Genomic DNA, 19,403 nt, shown 5'->3' with positions numbered 1-19,403 from the left:
AAAGCTCAACTACACTGAGTCTATTGTAAAGCGCACTGCATGGCGCTTTCACCTGTAGCGCACGGCTCTTCAACGAGCCATTCCCCTAGGCCCAAACAGCTTTCATCGTTTTGGGCCTTTTTTTATGCCTGCACGCTAACAATCACGCAATCGCATAACATGGGTCAAAGCACTTGAGGCTAACGGCCGACTAAACGCGCCGCATCTTTGAATAAATTAAAGAAGTTATTACTGGTGTACTCAGCAAGATCTTCGTAGCGCTCACCTCTAAGCTCGGCCACAAACTCAGCAACATCACGCACATAGGCGGGCTGGTTTTCTTGTCCACGGTGCGGAATAGGCGCCAAATAAGGCGAGTCTGTTTCAACCAGCAGGCGATCCTGTGGCACTTTACGGATAACGGTGCGCAGTTCACCGGCATTTTTAAAGGTGACTATGCCTGATACTGAAATGTAAAAACCAAGATCAATCGCCGCTTTCGCCATTTCCCAATTCTCAGTAAAGCAATGCAGTACGCCGCCAACTTTATCCGCGTTGCCCTGCTTAAGCATAGTGATCGTGTCTTCACGCGCATCGCGAGTATGGACAATCAAAGGTTTATTCACTTCGACCGCAAGGGCGATCTGCTGCTCAAAACATTGTTGTTGCAGCAATTTAGTTTCGTCGGCATAAAAATAATCTAGGCCAGTTTCACCAATCGCGACCACTTTAGGATCGGTGGCAAAGCGGCGAATTTGCTCAACATCAAGCCCTTCTTTAACGTCTAATGGATGCACGCCCGATGATAAAAATACCTGATCGAAGGCTGCAACTTTATCTCGCATCGATTCAAATCCCTGCTGACGCACGTTGACGCATAGCATATAGTCCACGCCACGGGCTTTCGCGCTGGCCAGAATATGTTCTAGGGTTTGTTGATCAGGCGCCGCTTTAAGGCGATCGAGATGGCAGTGTGAATCAATAAGCACAGGGATTTCCAAGCTGAATAACAAAAGGACGACAAGGATACCCAGCCAAGGGATCGAGGTCAAATTCCGCGAAGGTGAAGAGTCAGTTTAGAGTGCGGGCCAATGTTAAAACTAGAACAGTTAAACGAGAGTAACGCTTAAAGCAGAGCGTTTAAACCTAAGTAACATTTAAACCTAAGTAACCTTCAAACCAGAGCAATAATGCGGGCCAACCTACATAGTGCAGGTTAGATCGCCGGAGGCAAGTTCGCGGGACAGTAATTTTTCGATGTGGTGTTTATGGCTATCGGGCTCAGAAACAATTTTAATGCCAATGCCTACAGGACGGCCGCCCGAAGCACCTAAGGGATTGATCCATACCACAACACCGCGAAATTCATTCGTTATGGTCGCGCCCGGTAAGCGATACGCAATCGTCAGCGGCTGGCCAAGGTAATGCCCTTCACTGGTGGCTATGAATAATCCTGCCGGCTTAATAAAAGGCATATAGGCACGATATAGCTGATGTAAGGTATCAAAATTAACGACGAGATCTACCATGGCATATTACTTATTTGTTATCTCTCTATATTCTAAGACATAACTTTGACACAAGGCCAGATAATTGACGCTCGGCATTGTACTTAAGCTATGACACATTCCCATGATCTTGGCCGCCAAGTTCCCGAGCTGCGCATGGATAAACGCATCTTGGTGGCTATTTTTCAGTAACACCTGTCGTATAAGCAGGTATAAAACCTTAAGAACATCAATTATTTGTTGTTCACTTATACTTAACAAACTAGCACACAGATGACCAGACGACAAACTTTGGGCCCAATCTTTGCGAAACTGTAGCAAGGATTGATAACGGCTCTGTTGACTACCTTCAGACTGCAAGCTCTCTGCCAACTTTAGCGGTCCACCCACCACACTCAGGCACCAAGTGACATCCTCTTGGATATCACATTGCTGCGCTAACCAGTTTTTGATGGTCTCTCGGCTTGGCACAACGAAGGGAATGCGTTGGCAGCGGCTGCTGACCGTCGCCATCAGACGTGCAGGCGTATCCGACTGCAATATCAGTAAAGTATCTTTACCTGGCTCCTCAAGGGTTTTAAGGAGTGCGTTGGCGGCAGCGGAGTTAAGTCGCTCGCTATGGTGAATAATCGCCACCCGCATACCGCTTTGCTGGGCAGTCGCCGTCAGACGTGTGCAAAGCTCACGAATTTGATCGACTTTAATTTGATTGCCATCGGCGGCAATATGGTAAAAATCGGGATGATTGCCCGCATCAAAGAGCTGACAAGACTTACAAAAACCGCAGGCCCCCGCAGATGTTGGCTGCAAACACATGGCCGCACGCGCCATAAATACGCTCAGCAGCTCACCACCATAGGCAGAATCAATGCCGACAAGCTGTGCATGGGGCATTTTTTGCCGCGTGAGTTGCGCTAAAAATGCCTGCCTTGGCCCTTCGAGCCAAGGCAATTGTGCAGCCGTAAATCCTGACTCAACTACCATGCCATCGCCTGTAGCACGGCTAAGATATCTTTATGCACTTCGGCCATGGTTTGACTCGCATCGATAACCACTATGCTGTCATCTTCGCTGGCAAGTTTAAGGTAAGTCGCGCGAGCTCGTTCAAAGAAATCAATCGCTTGTTGCTCGATTCTATCAAGCTCACCGCGTTTAGCTGCGCGGGTTAGCCCAAGCTTGGGATCTAAATCTAAGTATAAGGTGAGATCGGGTTTAAAGCCTTTAAGGGTTGCAGTGCTCACCGCTTCCACTAACGGCATTAAGCCCCTGCCACCACCTTGATAGGCCAGTGACGATAAATTGTGTCTGTCACCCAATACCCATTGACCCTGCGCAAGCGCGGGCTTAATGACATTGGCAACCAACTGGGCTCTGGCGGCATAGATGAGTAAACACTCGGCCTCGTCACACAGGGGATCGGTCGCATCGGCAATTTTGACTAAGTCACGGATACGTTCGGCCAGTGGCGTGCCACCCGGCTCGCGGGTGCAGATCGGCGCTTTACCCGTATGTTTTTCAATAAAGTCGCGAATAAGGTTAATCGCACTCGACTTACCCGCGCCTTCTAAACCTTCAATAACGATAAATTTTGCAAAAACTGACATTGGATTTTCTTTCTCTGCATTTTTACTTTGGTGATTTTTCTGGCGTCGCCGGTTTTTTCTTACGCTGATACACATCTACAGCTTGGTTGTGTGCTTCAAGTGTGCTTGAAAACACATGGGTACCATCGTTGCGTGACACGAAATAGAGATAACTCACACTAGCAGGTTTAGACACGGCCATCAGTGAGGCTTTACTCGGTGCTGCAATCGGCGTTGGCGGTAATCCAAAAATACGGTAAGTGTTAAAAGGTGTCTCTTCGACTAAATCTTTACGGGTGATATTGCCCTTATAGCGTTCGCCCATGCCATAAATAACCGTCGGGTCGGTTTGCAGACGCATGCCTTGATTAAGACGATTAACAAATACTCCGGCAATTTGGTCACGCTCATGGGCTTGGCCGGTTTCCTTCTCCACTATCGATGCCAAGATCAGCATTTCATAGGGGGATTTTAACGGCAAATTCGGCGCCCGATCTGCCCACGCTTTAGCAAGCTCTTGCTCCATCATCTTATAGCTTTGAGTCAGCAGGACTTTAACATCCGCCTCAGCAGTATAATGATAGGTGTCGGGGAAGAATTTACCCTCTGGCAAACCTGAATCATCGCCCTGCGCCATCAACACGGCGGCAAACACCTCTGGTGACATCTGTAAATGCGGCGCACTGGCAAGTTGTTGTTCCCATTCAACGATGGTTTTACCTTCAACTAAGGTCAAACTGAAGGTTTTCACTTTTCCGGCAATCAAATCATTCAGCAAATCGGTAATGGTTTGTGAAGGTGAGATTTCGTAAAGGCCCGAGCGGATCTTAGCAAGCTCAGGGCGGAACTTAAGTAGCCACTTGAGTTTCCACGTGTCTTGAATCACGCCATCGTCGGCAAGTTGCTGCGCAAGCTGGTTGACGCTGGTACCGCGTTCAACGGTCAGCTCTTTAGGCTCGCTGAGACTCAGCGGCGTTTGGCTATATTCAATAACAGTTTGATAGCCCCAAAAGGCGCCCAAACAGACTAATGTCAGCAAGGTCAACAGGGTTGAACTGGCGATAAGAATGAGTTTTTTCATAGGGTGAGTGAAAGTGTCTGTCTAAGTTGCGCGGTAATCGGAGCACGGCTGAACTTAAGCGAGTCTATCGCCAGCACATCCACAATTCCTAAAACGCTGTTAGTGATAAACGCTGAGTCAAATTCAATTAAACGCTCGGCGCCAACGGGCAAACATTCGATATTCATGTTCTGTTCAAGCAAGGCTATCATAACCTGTTCGCGCATCACACCCGCCACGCCGCACTGGGCTAATGAAGGGGTTATAACGCGATTGCCTTTGATAAAAAACACATTCGCCATCGAAGATTCAATCACATTGTCTTCGATATCGTTAACTAACCAGTCATCAAACCCCTGAGGTAAAGGGTGGGATTTTATTAAGACTTGTTCGAGTCGATTTAAATGCTTCATCCCAGCCAACAAGGGCTGCAAACCCAATCGTATCGACGAGGTTTTAAGGCAAATGCCCGCTTGCTGCCACTTTGCATAATGGCTTGGGATAGCATGAACTGAGACGATTTCGGTAGGATTAACCGTTTCTGGTGGTGTGTAACCACGGCCACCGACACCACGGGTAACGATTAACTTAATACAATGATGAGGATATTCAATGGCTAAGGCATGAAGCTGCTGTTGCAGTGCTTCACTCATTTGCCATTGAAACCCAAGCCTTGCGGCGCCTGCGGTTAAACGAGCTTGATGGGCGTTGAAAAACAAAATCCCCTCAGCGCCTGTCCGCATAGTCGCAAACAGGCCATCACCGTAGGCAAGCCCTCGATCGGAAGGGTCGACACTCGCCTGCGATGCGCCATTCACCCAAAACACTTGTCTTAGTCCTGACTGATACGGCTGGCAACCGCTTCTTGCTGATCTTTGTATTTGGCACTTTTACGGGTGTTATAAGGACGTGCAACCGCATGATTTAGGCGTTCAAAGTTAAGCGCGCCTATGGTCATACGTGGACGCAGGGCCAAAGGTAACTTGCCGCTGTTATAGAACTCGAGCACGATTTTACCCTGCCAACCCGGATCGATACGGTGCGCCGTCACGTGCACCATCAGGCCTAAACGCGCCAATGATGAACGACCATCGAGCCAACCGACGATATCGGCGGGCAGCGTCACGCTCTCGTAAGTCACCGCCAAGGCCAATTCGCCAGGATGCAGGAAAAACGCTTCGCCATCAGGGATTTCGATAATTTCACTCATCACCCGATCAAGCGCAGCTTGCATCTCGACGCTTGGGCCACTCAAGTCGATATAAGGCGCAGTATGATCTTTAAAGACGCGAAACTGTCCACCTAAGCGCACATCAACACTGACGCCTGAAATAGCTTCTATGCCTGGGCGAGGTTCTATTACGATAGTGCCGTTATCAAGGGCCTGTTCAATTTCGATATCGGTTAAGCGCATCTTGCCTATTACTCCTTGAGTTTTTATGTCGTTATTTTGCCAGTAAATGTTGGATACGAGTTTTTAAAATATCGGTCGCAATACGATTCTTACCGCCGCGGGGAACGATAATATCGGCGTATTGTTTCGACGGTTCGATAAACTGTAAGAACATAGGACGCACGGTTTTCTTGTACTGAGAAATCACAGATTCCATCGTACGGCCGCGTTCTGCCACATCACGGGTTAAGCGACGTAGGAAACAAATGTCCAGCGGCGTGTCCATAAACACACTCGCGTCCATCAGCGCACGTAACTTAGGATCAGTCAGCAGTAAGATACCTTCTAAAATGATCACCTTTTTCGGTGTCATCGTCAGGGTTTCTGCTATACGAGTGTGTTCTGTGTAGCTATAACAAGGGATATCAACAGCTTCGCCAGACTTCAGCAACTGTAAATGGGTGCACAACAGTTGATGGTCCAACGCTTTTGGATGATCGTAATTCGTTAATACCCGTTCATCCATGGATAAATGACTCTGATCGCGATAGTACGCGTCTTCATTAATTACCCCAATTTGATCTGTGCCTAAATCGCGGCGTAATTCGTCAAAAATCGTTTTGGCAATTAAACTTTTGCCCGATGCTGACGCGCCAGCAATTGCAATAATGACACACTGCTGAGAATTCATACCCTTAAACCTTACTCGTCATCTGAAACACTAATAGAAACTGTTTTCTGGCTTTGCTTTAAAGCCAATTCTGCGCCCACTTTACGGGCAATTTCCCGATAAAGTGCGGCTACTTCACTGTCTGGATCGGCAACGACGGTCGGTGCACCGTTATCCATGGCTTCACGGATATTGATGTGCAGCGGCAAGGCGCCTAACAGTGGAACTTGATAACGCTCGGCGATTTTACTGCCACCGTGTGTTCCAAATGGATGTTCTTTATGACCACACTCGGGACATAAATGGAAACTCATGTTTTCGACGATACCCAGCACAGGAATGTTCACTTTCTGGAACATATTGATGCCCTTCTTGGCATCGGCCAGCGCGATATCCTGCGGCGTAGTCACGATAACAGCACCGCTCACTGGCACTTTTTGCGACAGGGTTAATTGGATATCACCGGTGCCCGGCGGCATATCGACGACTAAATAATCCAGCTCTGGCCATTGGGTTTCATTGAGCAGTTGCGCTAGCGCGCCCGCTGCCATTGGGCCACGCCACACGGCGGCTTCATCACCGCTGAGCATAAACCCAATCGATTGCGCGGCAATGCCATGGGCACTGGCGGCAGTCATATGTTTGCCATCGGGGGAAAGCGGTCTGAAATTAGGAATACCTAGCATCATAGGCACTGACGGGCCGTAAATATCCGCATCAAGAATACCCACCTGCGCGCCTTCAGCCGCGAGGGCCAAAGCTAAGTTCACCGCTGTGGTTGACTTACCCACGCCGCCCTTACCTGAGGCTACGGCAATCACTTGCTTCACATTGGCAATCGGTGCGATAGAAGATAACGCTGAGTAGGCTTTAGGTTGAAAATCGATTTCACATTCGACTTCATCAATAGCATCGAGCACCGCTAACTTATTCGTCAGCGCCATAACAGTGTCGCGATACTGAGTCATACAAGGGTATGGATAGACTAAGCCAAGCTGCAAACGCTTACCTTCCAACGCCAGTTTATTTACGCATCCTGCGCTCACTAACCCTTTCGCGAGATATGGGTCAATAAATGAATCGAGAATAGCCAGAACTGGCCCGAGAAGATCGTCATTTAGACGATAATCAGTTTGAGTTGAAGACAAAAGAATTACCCCCACCAATAAATTTGCCCAAGTGTACCAGATAATGCAGAAAACATTAGCGCAGATTTAGCTCAATCGGCTCAGCTTTTGATGAAAATCATCCTGTAATCGGTTAGTATCTCTACCAATATTTTTGGCCCACCACGATATTTGAGACAAGATGGCAACTTCACAACGTAAAATTCTCGTGACCAGCGCACTTCCCTACGCAAACGGACCGATACATTTAGGTCACATGTTGGAATACATCCAGACAGATATCTGGTCGCGTTATCAAAAGCTTCGTGGACATGAGTGCCACTATATTTGTGCCGATGATGCCCATGGCACGCCGATCATGCTTAAAGCCCAGCAATTAGGCATAGCGCCTGAAGATATGATCGCCCAAGTTAACAAAGAACATCAGCAGGATTTTGCCGATTTTAATGTCGCTTTCGATAACTATCACAGCACCCATAGCGAAGAAAACCGTCTCATGGCGAGCGATATTTATCTCAAGCTAAGGGACAACGGCTATATCAAGAGCAAGAGCATTTCTCAGTTATTCGATCCTGAAAAATCCATGTTCCTGCCCGACCGCTTCGTAAAAGGCACTTGCCCTAAATGTAAGTCACCTGATCAATATGGCGATAACTGTGATTCTTGCGGCGCGACTTACAGCCCAACTGAACTGATCAATCCAAAATCAGCGGTATCGGGTGCAACGCCAGTGATGAAAGACACTGAGCACTTTTTCTTCGACCTGCCCGCCTTCGAAGGCATGCTAAAAGAGTGGACTCGCTCTGGCGCACTGCAAGTCGAAATGGCCAATAAACTCGACGAATGGTTTGAGCAAGGTCTGCAGCAATGGGACATCACCCGTGATGCACCGTATTTTGGTTTCGAAATCCCCGATGCACCGGGCAAGTATTTCTACGTGTGGTTAGATGCGCCTATCGGCTACATGGGTTCATTCAAAAACCTGTGTGCAAAACGTCCTGAGTTGAGCTTCGATGAATTCTGGGGCAAAGATTCAACTGCTGAGGTTTATCACTTCATCGGTAAAGACATAGTCTACTTCCATAGCCTCTTCTGGCCAGCCATGCTGCACGGCTCAGGTTATCGTCAGCCAAACAGCGTTTATGCCCACGGTTATGTGACGGTCAACGGCGCAAAAATGTCTAAATCGAAAGGCACCTTCATTAAGGCGCGTACCTATTTAGATCATTTAGATCCTGAATATTTACGTTACTACTACGCCGCTAAACTCAGCAGCCGTATCGACGATTTAGATTTAAATCTAGAAGATTTCGCCCAGCGCGTGAACTCAGATTTAGTCGGTAAACTAGTGAACTTAGCCTCGCGCACCGCAGGTTTTATCACTAAACGCTTCGATGGCAAGCTCGCGAAAATTGCTGATACTACGCTGACCGAAGCGTTTTTAGCCAAACAAGACGTGATTGCCGATTTTTACGAGTCGCGCGAATACGGCAAAGCGATGCGTGAAATCATGGCATTAGCGGACATCGCCAACGGGTTTGTAGCCGATGCTGCGCCTTGGCAAATGGTTAAACATGACGATCAACAGGAAGCAGCCCATCAAGTGTGTTCAAACGCCTTGAATCTGTTCCGTATTCTCGTGACGTATCTAAAACCTGTATTGCCACGTTTAGCCCAAGATGTAGAAGCCTTCTTCCAATTGCCACTCACTTGGGATGCATTGAGCCAAGATTTAGCCGGTCATGAAATCGCCCCATTTAAGGCAATGATGCAACGTGTTGAGCTAGATAAAGTCAATGCCATGGTTGCTGATTCCAAGGATAACCTGCAAGTCACGGCCGATGCACCAAAGACGGCTGCGCCTGAAAAAACCGCTGAAGCTTCATCGGTTAGCAGTGAACCGCTGGTTGACGATCCGATCAGTGAGACCATCAACTTTGATGATTTTGCGAAAATCGACCTGCGTATCGCTCGCATCGTCAAAGCAGAGCATGTTGCTGACGCTGACAAGTTACTCAAGTTACAACTCGACATCGGTGGTGAAACGCGCCAAGTGTTTGCCGGGATCAAATCGGCCTATTCGCCAGAAGATCTCGAAGGCAAGTTGACTGTGATGGTGGCGAACTTAGCGCCACGTAAGATGCGTTTTGGCATGTCAGAAGGCATGGTGTTGGCCGCAGGACCTGGTGGTAGCGACCTGTGGATTTTAGAACCCCATGAAGGCGCACAGCCTGGCATGCGGGTTAAGTAATCTGCGCTAGCTAACGCTCGAAAAATCAATAAGGCCGCATTTATGTGGCCTTATTTGTTGGTATCGATTGTTTGAGCCTATTTGTAGCTTCGAGTGTCAATTTGTCTTTTAAAAGACTGAGTTTACGCCACTAGGTTTAGCAGACAGGTTTAAGCGACTAGTTTAACTGACAGGTTTCAGAGATCGAGTTAATGCTCGTATTTCTATCGACAAGGCATTTGCTGCAGTGTGATATTCATATCTGTGACAGGTCTAAAATCGACGCAGTGTTCAGTGAATCATTCGAGGAGTAGTTATGGGAAATATCGTTGAGCAGTTGCTGTTTTCTGCCTCGATTACGGGTCCAATCTGTTTGATGTTAGCGCTCGGTGTGATCCTAAAACGCACCCAAATCATCAATGAAAACTTTATTGATGTCGCATCAAAATTAGTCTTTAACGTGACGCTGCCAGCCTTGCTGTTCCTAAGCATTATTAGCTCAAATCACGATCTCGCCTCCAGTGCGCCCTTAATTGGCTATGGTTTAGCGGCCAATCTGCTGTTTTTTATACTCTCCACCTATGCAACTGGGCGGCTATTTCCCAAGCACAAAGACCAAGGCGTGATCATTCAAGGGGGATTCAGGGCCAATACCGCGATTATTGGCTTAGCTTATGTTTCCAACGCCTACGGCAGTTCTGGTGTTGCTTTAGCTGCGGTTTATGTCGCCTCGATGACGCTGCTCTACAATATTCAAGCGGTTATTTGCCTAAGCCCTAAAGGCGAAGAATCCAGCCAACGCGCATTTGGCGTGATTATTAAAACCATTACTAAAAACCCGCTGATCATTGCCATTATGGTCGGCATGTTGTTCTATTTACTTGCTATTCCAGTACCGAAAATGGTGCTCGATGCGGGCCAATACTTTGCCAATATGACCCTGCCACTAGCGCTACTGTGCACTGGCGGTTCGCTCGATATTGGTTCACTCAAACATGAAAAGTATTCAACTTGGTTCTCGACCGCATTAAAACTGATCTTTGCCCCGCTTTTTCTTACGATTGGGGCCTTGCTGTTGGGCTATCGAGGGATTGAGTTAGCGCTGGTCTTTTTAATGAGTTCTGCGCCCACCGCAGCCGCAAGCTATGTGATGGCACGCGCCATGGGTGGCAACGCCCCCCTTGCGGCCAATATTATCGCGCTGACCACAGTCTGCTCGCTGATCACGTGCACCTTAGGCATCTTTGTATTGTCCACTTTGGAGCTAATCTAGTTTCAGTTAAAAGCTAAGAGCTGCTTGCTCAAACGCTAGAGGAACGAGTTTGAGTGCTGATAAGTCACCATAACTCACAGTAAAAAGGCGAGCCGTTCACTTAAGAGTGAACGGCATTTTTGTTTGCTTTAACCGGAAATTATTTTTGCTTATTTTATGAACTCTTGGATAAACACTTTCCCATTTAACATCCAACTTAAATTGCCGTGCATTTCGTTCTATATCCAATACGTATCTGGGGACATTGCGCGGTGTTTATGATGGCAGTTGTGTCAACTTGAAGATGATATAACTCGCTGCATCACGAAAAATCAGTTGATTGCAATGGACTGATTGCAAGCTTCTAGCTATTGGTAACATATTGTATTTAATGACATTAAAACCCATAAGCACACCCCGCAGCTCTTGAGTCACCCGCTCATATTGAGTTCCTTTCTTCATTGGCGCTGCGAGCAACATAATCTACCTGAACTCGATGTATGGACTCCACCAAACTACAGTCGTAAGTTGGTGTCGACCAAAACAAAAGGAGTCCATACATGAGTAAGCCTACAATAATCTCTCTCGACCTTGCAAAAAAAGTCATTCAAGTTTGTAAAGTGAATCCATATGGTGAGTTGTTATTCAATAAAGCCATGTCACCACAAAAAACGAGAGACTTTCTGGCCAACTCTCCTCCTTGTGTAGTTGCTATGGAAGGCTGTGCTAGCTTTCACTACTGGGCTCGAGTCGCACAATCATTTGGATATGAAGTCAGAGGGATGACACCTAAAAAAGTAAAACCCTATATCAGCAATCAAAAAACAGACGCTAATGATGCTATCGGCATTGCCATCGCATCAACACAGTTAGGAATGACTTTCTGCCAGGTTAAAGACCTATCACAACAGAACATTCAAGCGATTCAAATCAGCAGAAAATGGTTCGACCGAACAATCACATCACTGGGTAACCACATACGAGCGTTGTGTTTTGAATATGGCGCTATCATCACGTTAGGTAAAAAGTCATTAAGGCAAGCCATCACTCACTTTATTTCGCCAGAATCAACTGACTTACCTGAGCAAATCAAACCATTGCTCATGATTTTATGGCAACAATATCAAACAACAGAAGAGCACTACAAAGCGGTAACGTTACAGTTAAAGCAGTGGGTCACTCAATCAGAACCTTGTAAACGCTTGATTAAACTCGAAGGCGTTAGTCATATTGGTGCAGCCGGCTTACTGGCTTGCTTAGGTGACGGTCAAGGTTTTAAGAATGGCCGGCATGCTGCTGCCTTCGTTGGTGTTACCCCTAAACAACACAGCAGTGGAGGTAAGGTTGTTATGATTGGAATAGATAAGCATGGTGGCGATAAATACCTGCGTTCAATCTTCTATCAACCTGTTTATCCCGATAGCGTTATCAACGCTACAATCTCGATAAGGACAGAGTGTGCGAATAGATCATTGGTTAGAAGATAGCTTCTTCAATAAAAAACCGTATACACGTGCGCATCTAATCTTTTGTCAAAGCAATTGCTAAACAGGTAGAGTCCATATACGGGATAAGAAATGTTGAACTAATGGTCCTCCAAATGATCGGATCTTTCGACCAAGAGAAACCCCATCGCAACGAAGAGCCTATGCATAAATTAGTGGAAGTGTTTTGCGATGTCGATGATTTTTTGCGCTGCTTTGATTCCTGAATGGGAAAAAAACCTGTTAACCGATGGTACACGCAAGCGTCAACGCGCTGGCCGTATTACGATGAGCGAAGTGATGACCATCATCATACTTTTTCAGATATCCAACCATCGTGATTTCAAGAACGTCTACATCGGCTATCTCCGTGCGTGAAAAATGTCCCTCGTTCAGATTGACTCGCAATTTCATTTGCAGAGCAATTTATGAAAACAGGGCAGATTTCCATGGCACAGACCTAAGTAAGATTTGAAAGGCCAATTAACTGTTCTTCCCTTCATATTAGCTAAGCAACATTTCAGTTGTTTTCACCCCATCAAATAATTCTAGAAATTATCGAACTAACATAGATGATTTTTTACACACCTACACTTGATAACATACCAACTGCCTGTATGCCTAAGATGGGTAGATAAATGCTGAATGAGTGAAAGAATATCACTAAGGTAAAACCGGCAAAATGATTGGAAGGGAGATTTTAGACTAAACAACTATATTAAAATCCACATTTGGATCCCAAATAGTTACCAAAACAAAAACAGCGACTCGTAAGTCGCTGTTTTTGTTTAATAATTTGGCGGTGAGAGAGGGAGTCGAACCCTCGATACGTTACCGTATACACACTTTCCAGGCGTGCTCCTTCGGCCACTCGGACACCTCACCATATGTCGATTTATGTTAGCGTGGTTAATCTTTCACGTTTAACAATCGCTAGCGATTTCATATAGCCTTGCCGAGAGGCTTTCATCGTTAACGGAGCGGTACTGTACGCAAAAGCCTAAAGGGGGTCAAGTAAAAAAGACTCAGTTTCAGGCGGTTGCGCAATTGCTAAACAAACCGCAGTCATTTCCTGAATCTTTTCACCTTTTTATACCGTTAATTGACGGTAAATTTGTGTACTTCTTTTGACATTAAATTTGCGTCAAACGTTAGGGCTTTGGTCAGTTCCCTAAGCTCATCGGAGATCCTTTGGGTATTGAGGTAAATCTCACTGATCTTCAATGCATTACGGTTTACGTCTTCGGATACGGCCGATTGCTCGTGGGTTGCGGTGGCAATTTGCTCGTTCATGCGGTCAATAATGTCGACTTGCTCCACAATCCGTTTCAGTTCAACGCCAGCTTGCTCGGCTTCATGAACACTGTTATTCGCCTGCGCCAAGCCTCTGTCCATGGCTTTTACCGCAATGCTCGCCCCAGCCTTCAATCTATCTGTCATGTTTTTAATATCAGAGGTCGAGGTTTGTGAGCGCTGTGCCAAACTGCGGACTTCATCGGCAACAACGGCAAAGCCGCGGCCCATTTCCCCTGCTCGCGCGGCTTCAATCGCGGCATTGAGTGCGAGTAGATTGGTTTGCTCTGCAATACTGCTGATCACCTCAAGCACAACCACTATGCCATGAATTTCACGGTCTAAGTCATTGATGGCTTTAGAAGCCCCACTGATATCATCGGCTAAGGCTTTGATCGCTTTGCTGGTTCGGCCGACTTCGAGGTTACCTTCTTTAGCCTCTATATTGGCGGCGGAGGACGCTTCGGATGCCTGCACGGCATTGCTGGCAATCTCGGCCACTGTCGCACTCATTTCAGTCATCGCCGAAGCCACTTGCTCTGCCTCGCTGTGACCCGCCATTACATCTTGTTCCATGGCGTGGGTACAAAGGTCCATTTGGGCTACCGCTTGCTGTAGCTTCGCGCCGCTAGCACGCACATGTAGGATAACCTTTTCAAAATCACTCATCATGTCGTTAAAGGCGATGGCAAGTTCACCAAACTCATCCGAGCTTGTTTGAGTCAAACGCACACTCAAATCATAATGTTTACGGGCTTGTGTAATAGTCGAATACAAATGATGCACACTGTCGTGCAAGTAGCGGATCACAGATAAACTCAGTATCAAGACTATCGCTAATACTGAGATTAAGGTCGTGAGTACTAAGAACATTTTCTCATTTGCTGAGGATAATCTCTCATGGGTGATCTTGAGTAAATCAGCTGAAACCTGTTGCTCATACTCACGTAATAACTCAATCCGCGCGGTTGATTTACTAAACCAATCTTCTGGGCTTTGTTGTTGAATTTTTTGATTATCTTGCTCAAACGCAATTTGACGTAACAGTTCAACGTCATGCATTGCAGCTGAACTCTGTAAACGGTTAAATGCAGCGGATAAATCCATTGAGGCTAAGGCTAAAAACCTTTCTTGGTAGGTATTTTGCTCCGAGACTAAAGTGATAAATTTTGCATAAACCTTAGGCTTAAATCCGGCTTGACCAAAGGTTGAGCTGAGTACTGCCCTTTCAATCCCCGCCCTCTCCTTCAATTGCAAAAAGGCACTAAAGGCTGCGGCTTTGATAGCGATTTCTTGGTTGGCGCCAGTTTTAGCGGTTTCATCGACTATCGCCAGTAATATCTTATTTAATTCTGTGTAATAGGCGACTTCGTCGGCAACGCTGATACTTAAACTGTCCACCTGTGAGCGAATTGAATTTAATCGCCCTAACTGTGAATTAAGCTCCTTAAGTTTAGGAGCAAATATTGCTGGCAGCTGATTTTGAGTGATAAATTGCTGATAGAGACTAAGCTGCGTATCCGTTAACTGTCTTTGGCTTGGTATTTTACCACCGAAGGCTTTTCCTGCTGAGCCGATAAATCCTGCACTCATTCCGCGCTCTTTTTGTAATTCGTGCACTAAGTTACTGTTTGTTACAGCCAACTCACTCAGTTGCACCACTAAGGTTAAATCTTGTTTATATTCATACTTTTCAATGAGGTAAAGGGTTCCGCAGAGGAAACAAGCTAATAAGGGAGGTAAGACAACCATTAATAATTTTTGTTTTAGACTGAGATTACCAATCCATTGCCATTTCATAGAAATATCCTTTTAAACTTAGTGTTAGACCAAATAACCAAACACTAGGTATAGCATATGATTAACCATATAACGACTAAGGCTTATGGGAAAACTCAGGTTAATCCTCTAATAAACGAGGATTTACTTCATGTCTCATCAATAGCGTTAGATTTGGCTTTTCGGGTAAGGTGAACCGCGGGATAAACATCAAAACGAGTCACTGATAAAAACAAAAAACGCATAGGATAAACTCCAATGCGTTTCGTAAAAAGAAGGAAAAACTCAATTCTGCGGGGTAATACGACTCTAGCTAAAGAGCTGCGGGAATAATCCCTTTACACCTGCCGCAATCACTTCAATACCTATAGATAGCATCAACAGCCCCATAAGACGAGTAATGACGTTAATCCCCGTCTTACCCAAAATCTTATAGATGATGGATGCCATTCTAAACAGGCCAAAACTCACTAAACCAAACACAATCACAGTAATAAACATCGCAATGATGTTCGACAATGAATTATGCTCGGCGGCAAAGACGATCACCGAACTGATCGCACCAGGTCCCGCCATCAGTGGCAAAGCCAAAGGCACAACCGCCACCGACTCCATCGCCGAGGATTCGCGGTCTTCCTCTTGGTTACGCTTCACTTCGCCTAACTTACCTTGCAACATCGACATCGCAATAATGGCGATCAAGCTACCACCCGCGATCCTAAAGGCTGATAAAGAAATGCTGAACATATTCAGAATGTGCTGCCCCGCCACAATCGTGACTAAGAGGATCACCACAACCGCAAAGTTAGCCACTTTACCCGTGTGATTCCGCTCAGCTTCAGTTTGATGGCTGGTTAAGCTCACAAACACAGGCAACAACCCGACTGGGTTGATGATGGCAACGAGGCCAAGAAAAAATTTAACGTAAAGAGTTAACTCCAAGTTGCTATCCTTATGTGCGTGTCACGCCGTCTTCATCAAAATTTGCTTGAGGGCAAGTATAGTATCTCAAGCGCTATTGACTGAAAAATGAGATTTTTGAGGTTAAATCACAACTTCGAATAATATTTAGTTATCGAAGTCGATGCATTTTCAACGCAATTTTAAACAAACAAGTTACCCTAAGTGTAGTTTTATTACATAAAAGCCCGATATTGTCGGTGATGTCACACTTTCAATGCGGCTTTAGGTGTAATTTTCTACCATAAAGAGGATTTAGTGAATGCCTTGATTCACTAAATCTTTTTAGGAGTATTAATCATGACAGTGACCAATGCACAAGAACTGGATCTCATGGTCGAGCGTGTAGCGAAAGCACAAGCCGAATATGCGACATTCAGCCAAGCGCAAGTCGATAAAATTTTCCGCGCAGCAGCCCTTGCCGCTGCCGATGCGCGTATCTCGCTGGCGAAAATGGCCGCCGCAGAAACCCGCATGGGTGTCGTTGAAGACAAAGTGATTAAAAACCACTTTGCCTCTGAGTATATTTATAACAAATACAAAGATGAAAAAACCTGCGGGATTTTATCTGAAGACGTCACCTTCGGTACTATCACCATTGCCGAACCTGTGGGCATCATTTGTGGCATAGTACCGACCACTAACCCCACATCGACCGCGATATTTAAGGCCTTAATCAGCCTTAAAACCCGTAACGCAATTATCTTCTCGCCCCACCCAAGGGCCAAAGTTTCAACCACAACTGCGGCAAAGTTAGTGCTTGATGCAGCCATTGCTGCTGGCGCGCCTAAAGACATTATTGGCTGGATTGATGAACCAAGCGTTGCACTGTCGAATCAATTGATGACTCACCCTAAGGTCAACTTGATCCTCGCAACTGGTGGCCCAGGCATGGTGAAAGCCGCCTACTCTTCCGGTAAACCCGCGATTGGCGTAGGTGCGGGTAACACGCCTATTGTTATCGATGAAACCGCCGACATCAAACGCGCAGTCAGTTCGATTCTCATGTCAAAAACCTTCGATAACGGCGTGGTCTGTGCCTCAGAACAAGCTGTGATTGTGGTTGACAGTATTTATGAGCAAGTAAAAGAGCGCTTTATCTCTCACGGTGGCTTCATGCTATCGAAGGATGAAACCGCGGCGATGCAGCAGGTCATTTTAAAAAATGGCGGTTTGAATGCCGATATCGTTGGCCAAAGCGCCGTCAGTATCGCGCAAATGGCCGGCTTTGAAGTGCCGCACTGGACCAAAGTGTTGATTGGTGAAGTCACCGACATTTGCGACAGCGAAGCCTTCGCCCATGAAAAATTATCGCCACTGCTTGGCATGTACCGCGCCATCGACTTTAACGATGCCATGGATAAAGCCGAAGCCTTAGTCGCACTTGGCGGCATTGGTCACACTTCAGGGCTTTATACCGACCAAGATACCCAAACTGAACGTGTGCATGCCTTTGGTTTTAGAATGAAAACAGCACGTATCTTGATCAACACCCCTGCCTCACAGGGCGGGATTGGCGATCTGTACAACTTCAAACTAGCGCCTTCGCTGACGTTAGGCTGTGGTTCTTGGGGTGGCAACTCGATTTCAGAAAACGTTGGCCCGAGCCATCTGATCAACAAAAAAACCGTCGCTAAGAGGGCCGAAAACATGTTGTGGCACAAGCTTCCTGCATCCATCTATTTCCGCCGCGGCAGTTTACCCATCGCACTAGAAGAACTGAGCGATAAAAAACGCGCGCTGATCATCACCGACAGATTTTTGTTTAACCACGGTTATTGCGACGAAACCATGCGGATTTTAAAGGCCCAAGGCCTTGAAACCGAAATCTTTTACGATGTTGAAGCCGATCCCACTTTAGCCATAGTCCGTCAAGGCGCTAAGGTGGCCCAAAGCTTTAAACCCGATGTGATTATTGCGCTCGGCGGCGGCTCTCCAATGGATGCGGCGAAGATTATTTGGGTGATGTACGAGCATCCAGATGTGGATTTTGCCGATTTGGCGCTGCGCTTTATGGACATTCGTAAACGTATCTACAAATTCCCTAAAATGGGCACCAAGGCCATGATGGTGGCAATTCCAACCACTTCAGGCACAGGCTCAGAAGTCACGCCTTTTGCGGTAGTGACAGACGAAATTACCGGTAAAAAATACCCGATTGCCGATTATCAACTCACGCCCAACATGGCGATTGTTGATCCAAATCTAGTGATGGACATGCCTAAATCTCTGACCGCCTTTGGTGGCATAGATGCGGTGACCCATGCTCTTGAAGCCTATGTCAGCGTGATGGCAAACGAATATAGCGACGGCCAAGCACTGCAAGCCCTCGACTTACTGTGCAAATATTTACCCGATGCGTACAACTTGGGCTCACAGTCACCTGTCGCCCGTGAAAAAGTCCACAATGGCGCCACCATCGCAGGTATCGCCTTTGCTAACGCTTTCCTCGGGATTTGCCACTCAATGGCGCACAAACTGGGCGCTGAGTTCCATCTCGCCCACGGTTTAGCCAATGCGCTGCTGATCAATAACGTAATACGCTTTAACGCAACGGATCTGCCCACTAAGCAAGCGGCCTTTAGCCAATACGACAGGCCAAAAGCCCTGTGCCGTTATGCTGCCATCGCAGATCACTTGAAACTAGGCGGAAAAACGGATGAAGAAAAAGTCGAAAAATTGCTTGAGAAAATCACACACCTCAAGAAGACGATTGGCATTCCTGCTTCTATCCAAGAAGCCGGCGTCAACGAAGCCGACTTCCTCGCCAAGTTAGATGAATTAGCCGAAGATGCGTTCGATGATCAATGTACCGGTGCCAACCCACGTTACCCATTGATTAACGAGCTGAAACAACTGTTCCTCGATAGCTATTATGGCCGTGACTATAGCGATAACAACTAGGCAATCGCCTAACGATGCTAAGCGCATGCTAAATAAACGTAGCGCGACATAAATGAAAAAGCCCTCGAATGAGGGCTTTTTACTGTGTGATGTTCAGTGAATGATCTAATTAAGGAGTCGATGCATTAATCGATCGCACGCAAAATCACTTCACTAGCCGCTAGCTCAACTTACGAGCACT

At 46.5% G+C, this 19,403-nt stretch carries 15 protein-coding genes, 1 tRNA gene and 2 pseudogenes; 5 read left to right on the top strand and 13 right to left on the bottom strand.

Translation table 11 applies throughout. The annotated features are described in order from the left end of the window. Window positions 1–179: 179 nt before the first annotated feature. The 9 genes from Q4Q46_RS11175 to apbC all read right to left on the bottom strand — a co-directional run bounded on the left by Q4Q46_RS11175 (window position 180) and on the right by apbC (window position 7,341). On the bottom strand, window positions 180–968 hold the full coding sequence (locus tag Q4Q46_RS11175) for a TatD family hydrolase (RefSeq protein ID WP_006086270.1): 789 nt from the start codon (window positions 966–968) through the stop codon (window positions 180–182). Window positions 969–1,181: 213 nt separating this feature from the next. After that, a complete protein-coding gene (locus Q4Q46_RS11170; RefSeq protein WP_006081920.1) occupies window positions 1,182–1,508 on the bottom strand; it encodes a PilZ domain-containing protein in 327 nt (108 codons plus the stop codon). Window positions 1,509–1,514: 6 nt separating this feature from the next. Continuing rightward, entirely contained in the window at window positions 1,515–2,471 is a 957-nt protein-coding gene (gene holB, locus Q4Q46_RS11165) for a DNA polymerase III subunit delta' (RefSeq protein ID WP_311905968.1), read from the bottom strand. Continuing rightward, on the bottom strand, window positions 2,465–3,091 hold the full coding sequence (tmk, locus tag Q4Q46_RS11160) for a dTMP kinase (RefSeq protein ID WP_006081922.1): 627 nt from the start codon (window positions 3,089–3,091) through the stop codon (window positions 2,465–2,467). The genes holB and tmk overlap by 7 nt, the downstream gene beginning before the upstream one ends. A gap of 22 nt (window positions 3,092–3,113) precedes the next feature. Next, entirely contained in the window at window positions 3,114–4,151 is a 1,038-nt protein-coding gene (mltG, locus tag Q4Q46_RS11155; RefSeq protein ID WP_311905967.1) for an endolytic transglycosylase MltG, read from the bottom strand. After that, a complete protein-coding gene (pabC, locus tag Q4Q46_RS11150; protein WP_012089388.1) occupies window positions 4,148–4,957 on the bottom strand; it encodes an aminodeoxychorismate lyase in 810 nt (269 codons plus the stop codon). The genes mltG and pabC overlap by 4 nt, the downstream gene beginning before the upstream one ends. Before the next feature lie 5 nt (window positions 4,958–4,962). Beyond that, complete coding sequence (gene dcd, locus Q4Q46_RS11145) at window positions 4,963–5,544, bottom strand: dCTP deaminase (protein WP_006081925.1); 582 nt, start codon at window positions 5,542–5,544, stop codon at window positions 4,963–4,965. A gap of 31 nt (window positions 5,545–5,575) precedes the next feature. Then, window positions 5,576–6,214 (bottom strand): uridine kinase, encoded by a 639-nt coding sequence (udk, locus tag Q4Q46_RS11140; RefSeq protein WP_006081926.1) that lies wholly within the window; start codon window positions 6,212–6,214, stop codon window positions 5,576–5,578. An 11-nt stretch (window positions 6,215–6,225) separates the two neighbouring features. Continuing rightward, window positions 6,226–7,341 (bottom strand): iron-sulfur cluster carrier protein ApbC, encoded by a 1,116-nt coding sequence (apbC, locus tag Q4Q46_RS11135; protein WP_012089389.1) that lies wholly within the window; start codon window positions 7,339–7,341, stop codon window positions 6,226–6,228. A 160-nt stretch (window positions 7,342–7,501) separates the two neighbouring features. Between apbC and metG the strand changes: the two genes are divergently transcribed. Then, window positions 7,502–9,571 (top strand): methionine--tRNA ligase, encoded by a 2,070-nt coding sequence (metG, locus tag Q4Q46_RS11130; protein ID WP_259514203.1) that lies wholly within the window; start codon window positions 7,502–7,504, stop codon window positions 9,569–9,571. A gap of 295 nt (window positions 9,572–9,866) precedes the next feature. Continuing rightward, window positions 9,867–10,823, top strand: coding sequence for an AEC family transporter (locus Q4Q46_RS11125; RefSeq protein ID WP_311905966.1), 957 nt, complete (start codon window positions 9,867–9,869; stop codon window positions 10,821–10,823). 100 nt (window positions 10,824–10,923) lie between these two features. On the opposite strand, the pseudogene Q4Q46_RS11120 reads toward Q4Q46_RS11125, so the two are convergent. After that, a pseudogene (locus Q4Q46_RS11120) lies at window positions 10,924–11,243 on the bottom strand (IS4 family transposase); the annotation flags it as partial. Between the two features lie 119 nt (window positions 11,244–11,362). Here Q4Q46_RS11120 and Q4Q46_RS11115 point away from each other — a divergent pair. Continuing rightward, window positions 11,363–12,289, top strand: coding sequence for an IS110 family RNA-guided transposase (locus Q4Q46_RS11115; protein WP_311905965.1), 927 nt, complete (start codon window positions 11,363–11,365; stop codon window positions 12,287–12,289). A 161-nt stretch (window positions 12,290–12,450) separates the two neighbouring features. After that, window positions 12,451–12,655, top strand: a pseudogene (locus Q4Q46_RS11110) (IS982 family transposase); the annotation flags it as partial. A gap of 428 nt (window positions 12,656–13,083) precedes the next feature. Here the strand turns inward: Q4Q46_RS11110 and Q4Q46_RS11105 are convergent. From Q4Q46_RS11105 to Q4Q46_RS11095, 3 genes are all read right to left on the bottom strand, one after another. Next, window positions 13,084–13,171 (bottom strand) — tRNA-Ser (locus Q4Q46_RS11105). A 213-nt stretch (window positions 13,172–13,384) separates the two neighbouring features. After that, window positions 13,385–15,379, bottom strand: coding sequence for a methyl-accepting chemotaxis protein (locus tag Q4Q46_RS11100; RefSeq protein WP_311905964.1), 1,995 nt, complete (start codon window positions 15,377–15,379; stop codon window positions 13,385–13,387). A gap of 288 nt (window positions 15,380–15,667) precedes the next feature. Continuing rightward, window positions 15,668–16,300 carry a YchE family NAAT transporter gene (locus Q4Q46_RS11095; RefSeq protein WP_006081420.1) on the bottom strand — a complete coding sequence of 211 codons (633 nt, stop codon included), beginning with the start codon at window positions 16,298–16,300 and terminating at the stop codon, window positions 15,668–15,670. Between the two features lie 318 nt (window positions 16,301–16,618). On the opposite strand from Q4Q46_RS11095, the gene adhE reads away from it, so the two are divergent. Beyond that, the gene (gene adhE, locus Q4Q46_RS11090) at window positions 16,619–19,222 is read left to right on the top strand and encodes a bifunctional acetaldehyde-CoA/alcohol dehydrogenase (RefSeq protein ID WP_311905963.1); all 2,604 of its coding nucleotides are present in this window, start codon (window positions 16,619–16,621) and stop codon (window positions 19,220–19,222) included. Window positions 19,223–19,403 lie beyond the last annotated feature (181 nt).

This window comes from Shewanella vaxholmensis, assembly GCF_031932135.1.
GTDB classification, from domain to species: domain Bacteria; phylum Pseudomonadota; class Gammaproteobacteria; order Enterobacterales; family Shewanellaceae; genus Shewanella; species Shewanella hafniensis.
This window is presented reverse-complemented; position numbering and strand designations above follow the sequence as displayed.

Excerpts from the sequence above, each read along its gene's own strand:
- dcd (WP_006081925.1), bottom strand. The coding sequence starts at position 5,544 with ATGCGCTTAACCGATATCGAAATTGAACAGGCCCTTGATAACGGCACT.
- adhE (WP_311905963.1), top strand. The coding sequence starts at position 16,619 with ATGACAGTGACCAATGCACAAGAACTGGATCTCATGGTCGAGCGTGTA.
- Q4Q46_RS11100 (WP_311905964.1), bottom strand. The coding sequence starts at position 15,379 with ATGAAATGGCAATGGATTGGTAATCTCAGTCTAAAACAAAAATTATTA.
- holB (WP_311905968.1), bottom strand. The coding sequence starts at position 2,471 with ATGGTAGTTGAGTCAGGATTTACGGCTGCACAATTGCCTTGGCTCGAA.
- udk (WP_006081926.1), bottom strand. The coding sequence starts at position 6,214 with ATGAATTCTCAGCAGTGTGTCATTATTGCAATTGCTGGCGCGTCAGCA.
- Q4Q46_RS11125 (WP_311905966.1), top strand. The coding sequence starts at position 9,867 with ATGGGAAATATCGTTGAGCAGTTGCTGTTTTCTGCCTCGATTACGGGT.
- tmk (WP_006081922.1), bottom strand. The coding sequence starts at position 3,091 with ATGTCAGTTTTTGCAAAATTTATCGTTATTGAAGGTTTAGAAGGCGCG.
- metG (WP_259514203.1), top strand. The coding sequence starts at position 7,502 with ATGGCAACTTCACAACGTAAAATTCTCGTGACCAGCGCACTTCCCTAC.
- Q4Q46_RS11115 (WP_311905965.1), top strand. The coding sequence starts at position 11,363 with ATGAGTAAGCCTACAATAATCTCTCTCGACCTTGCAAAAAAAGTCATT.
- mltG (WP_311905967.1), bottom strand. The coding sequence starts at position 4,151 with ATGAAAAAACTCATTCTTATCGCCAGTTCAACCCTGTTGACCTTGCTG.
- Q4Q46_RS11170 (WP_006081920.1), bottom strand. The coding sequence starts at position 1,508 with ATGGTAGATCTCGTCGTTAATTTTGATACCTTACATCAGCTATATCGT.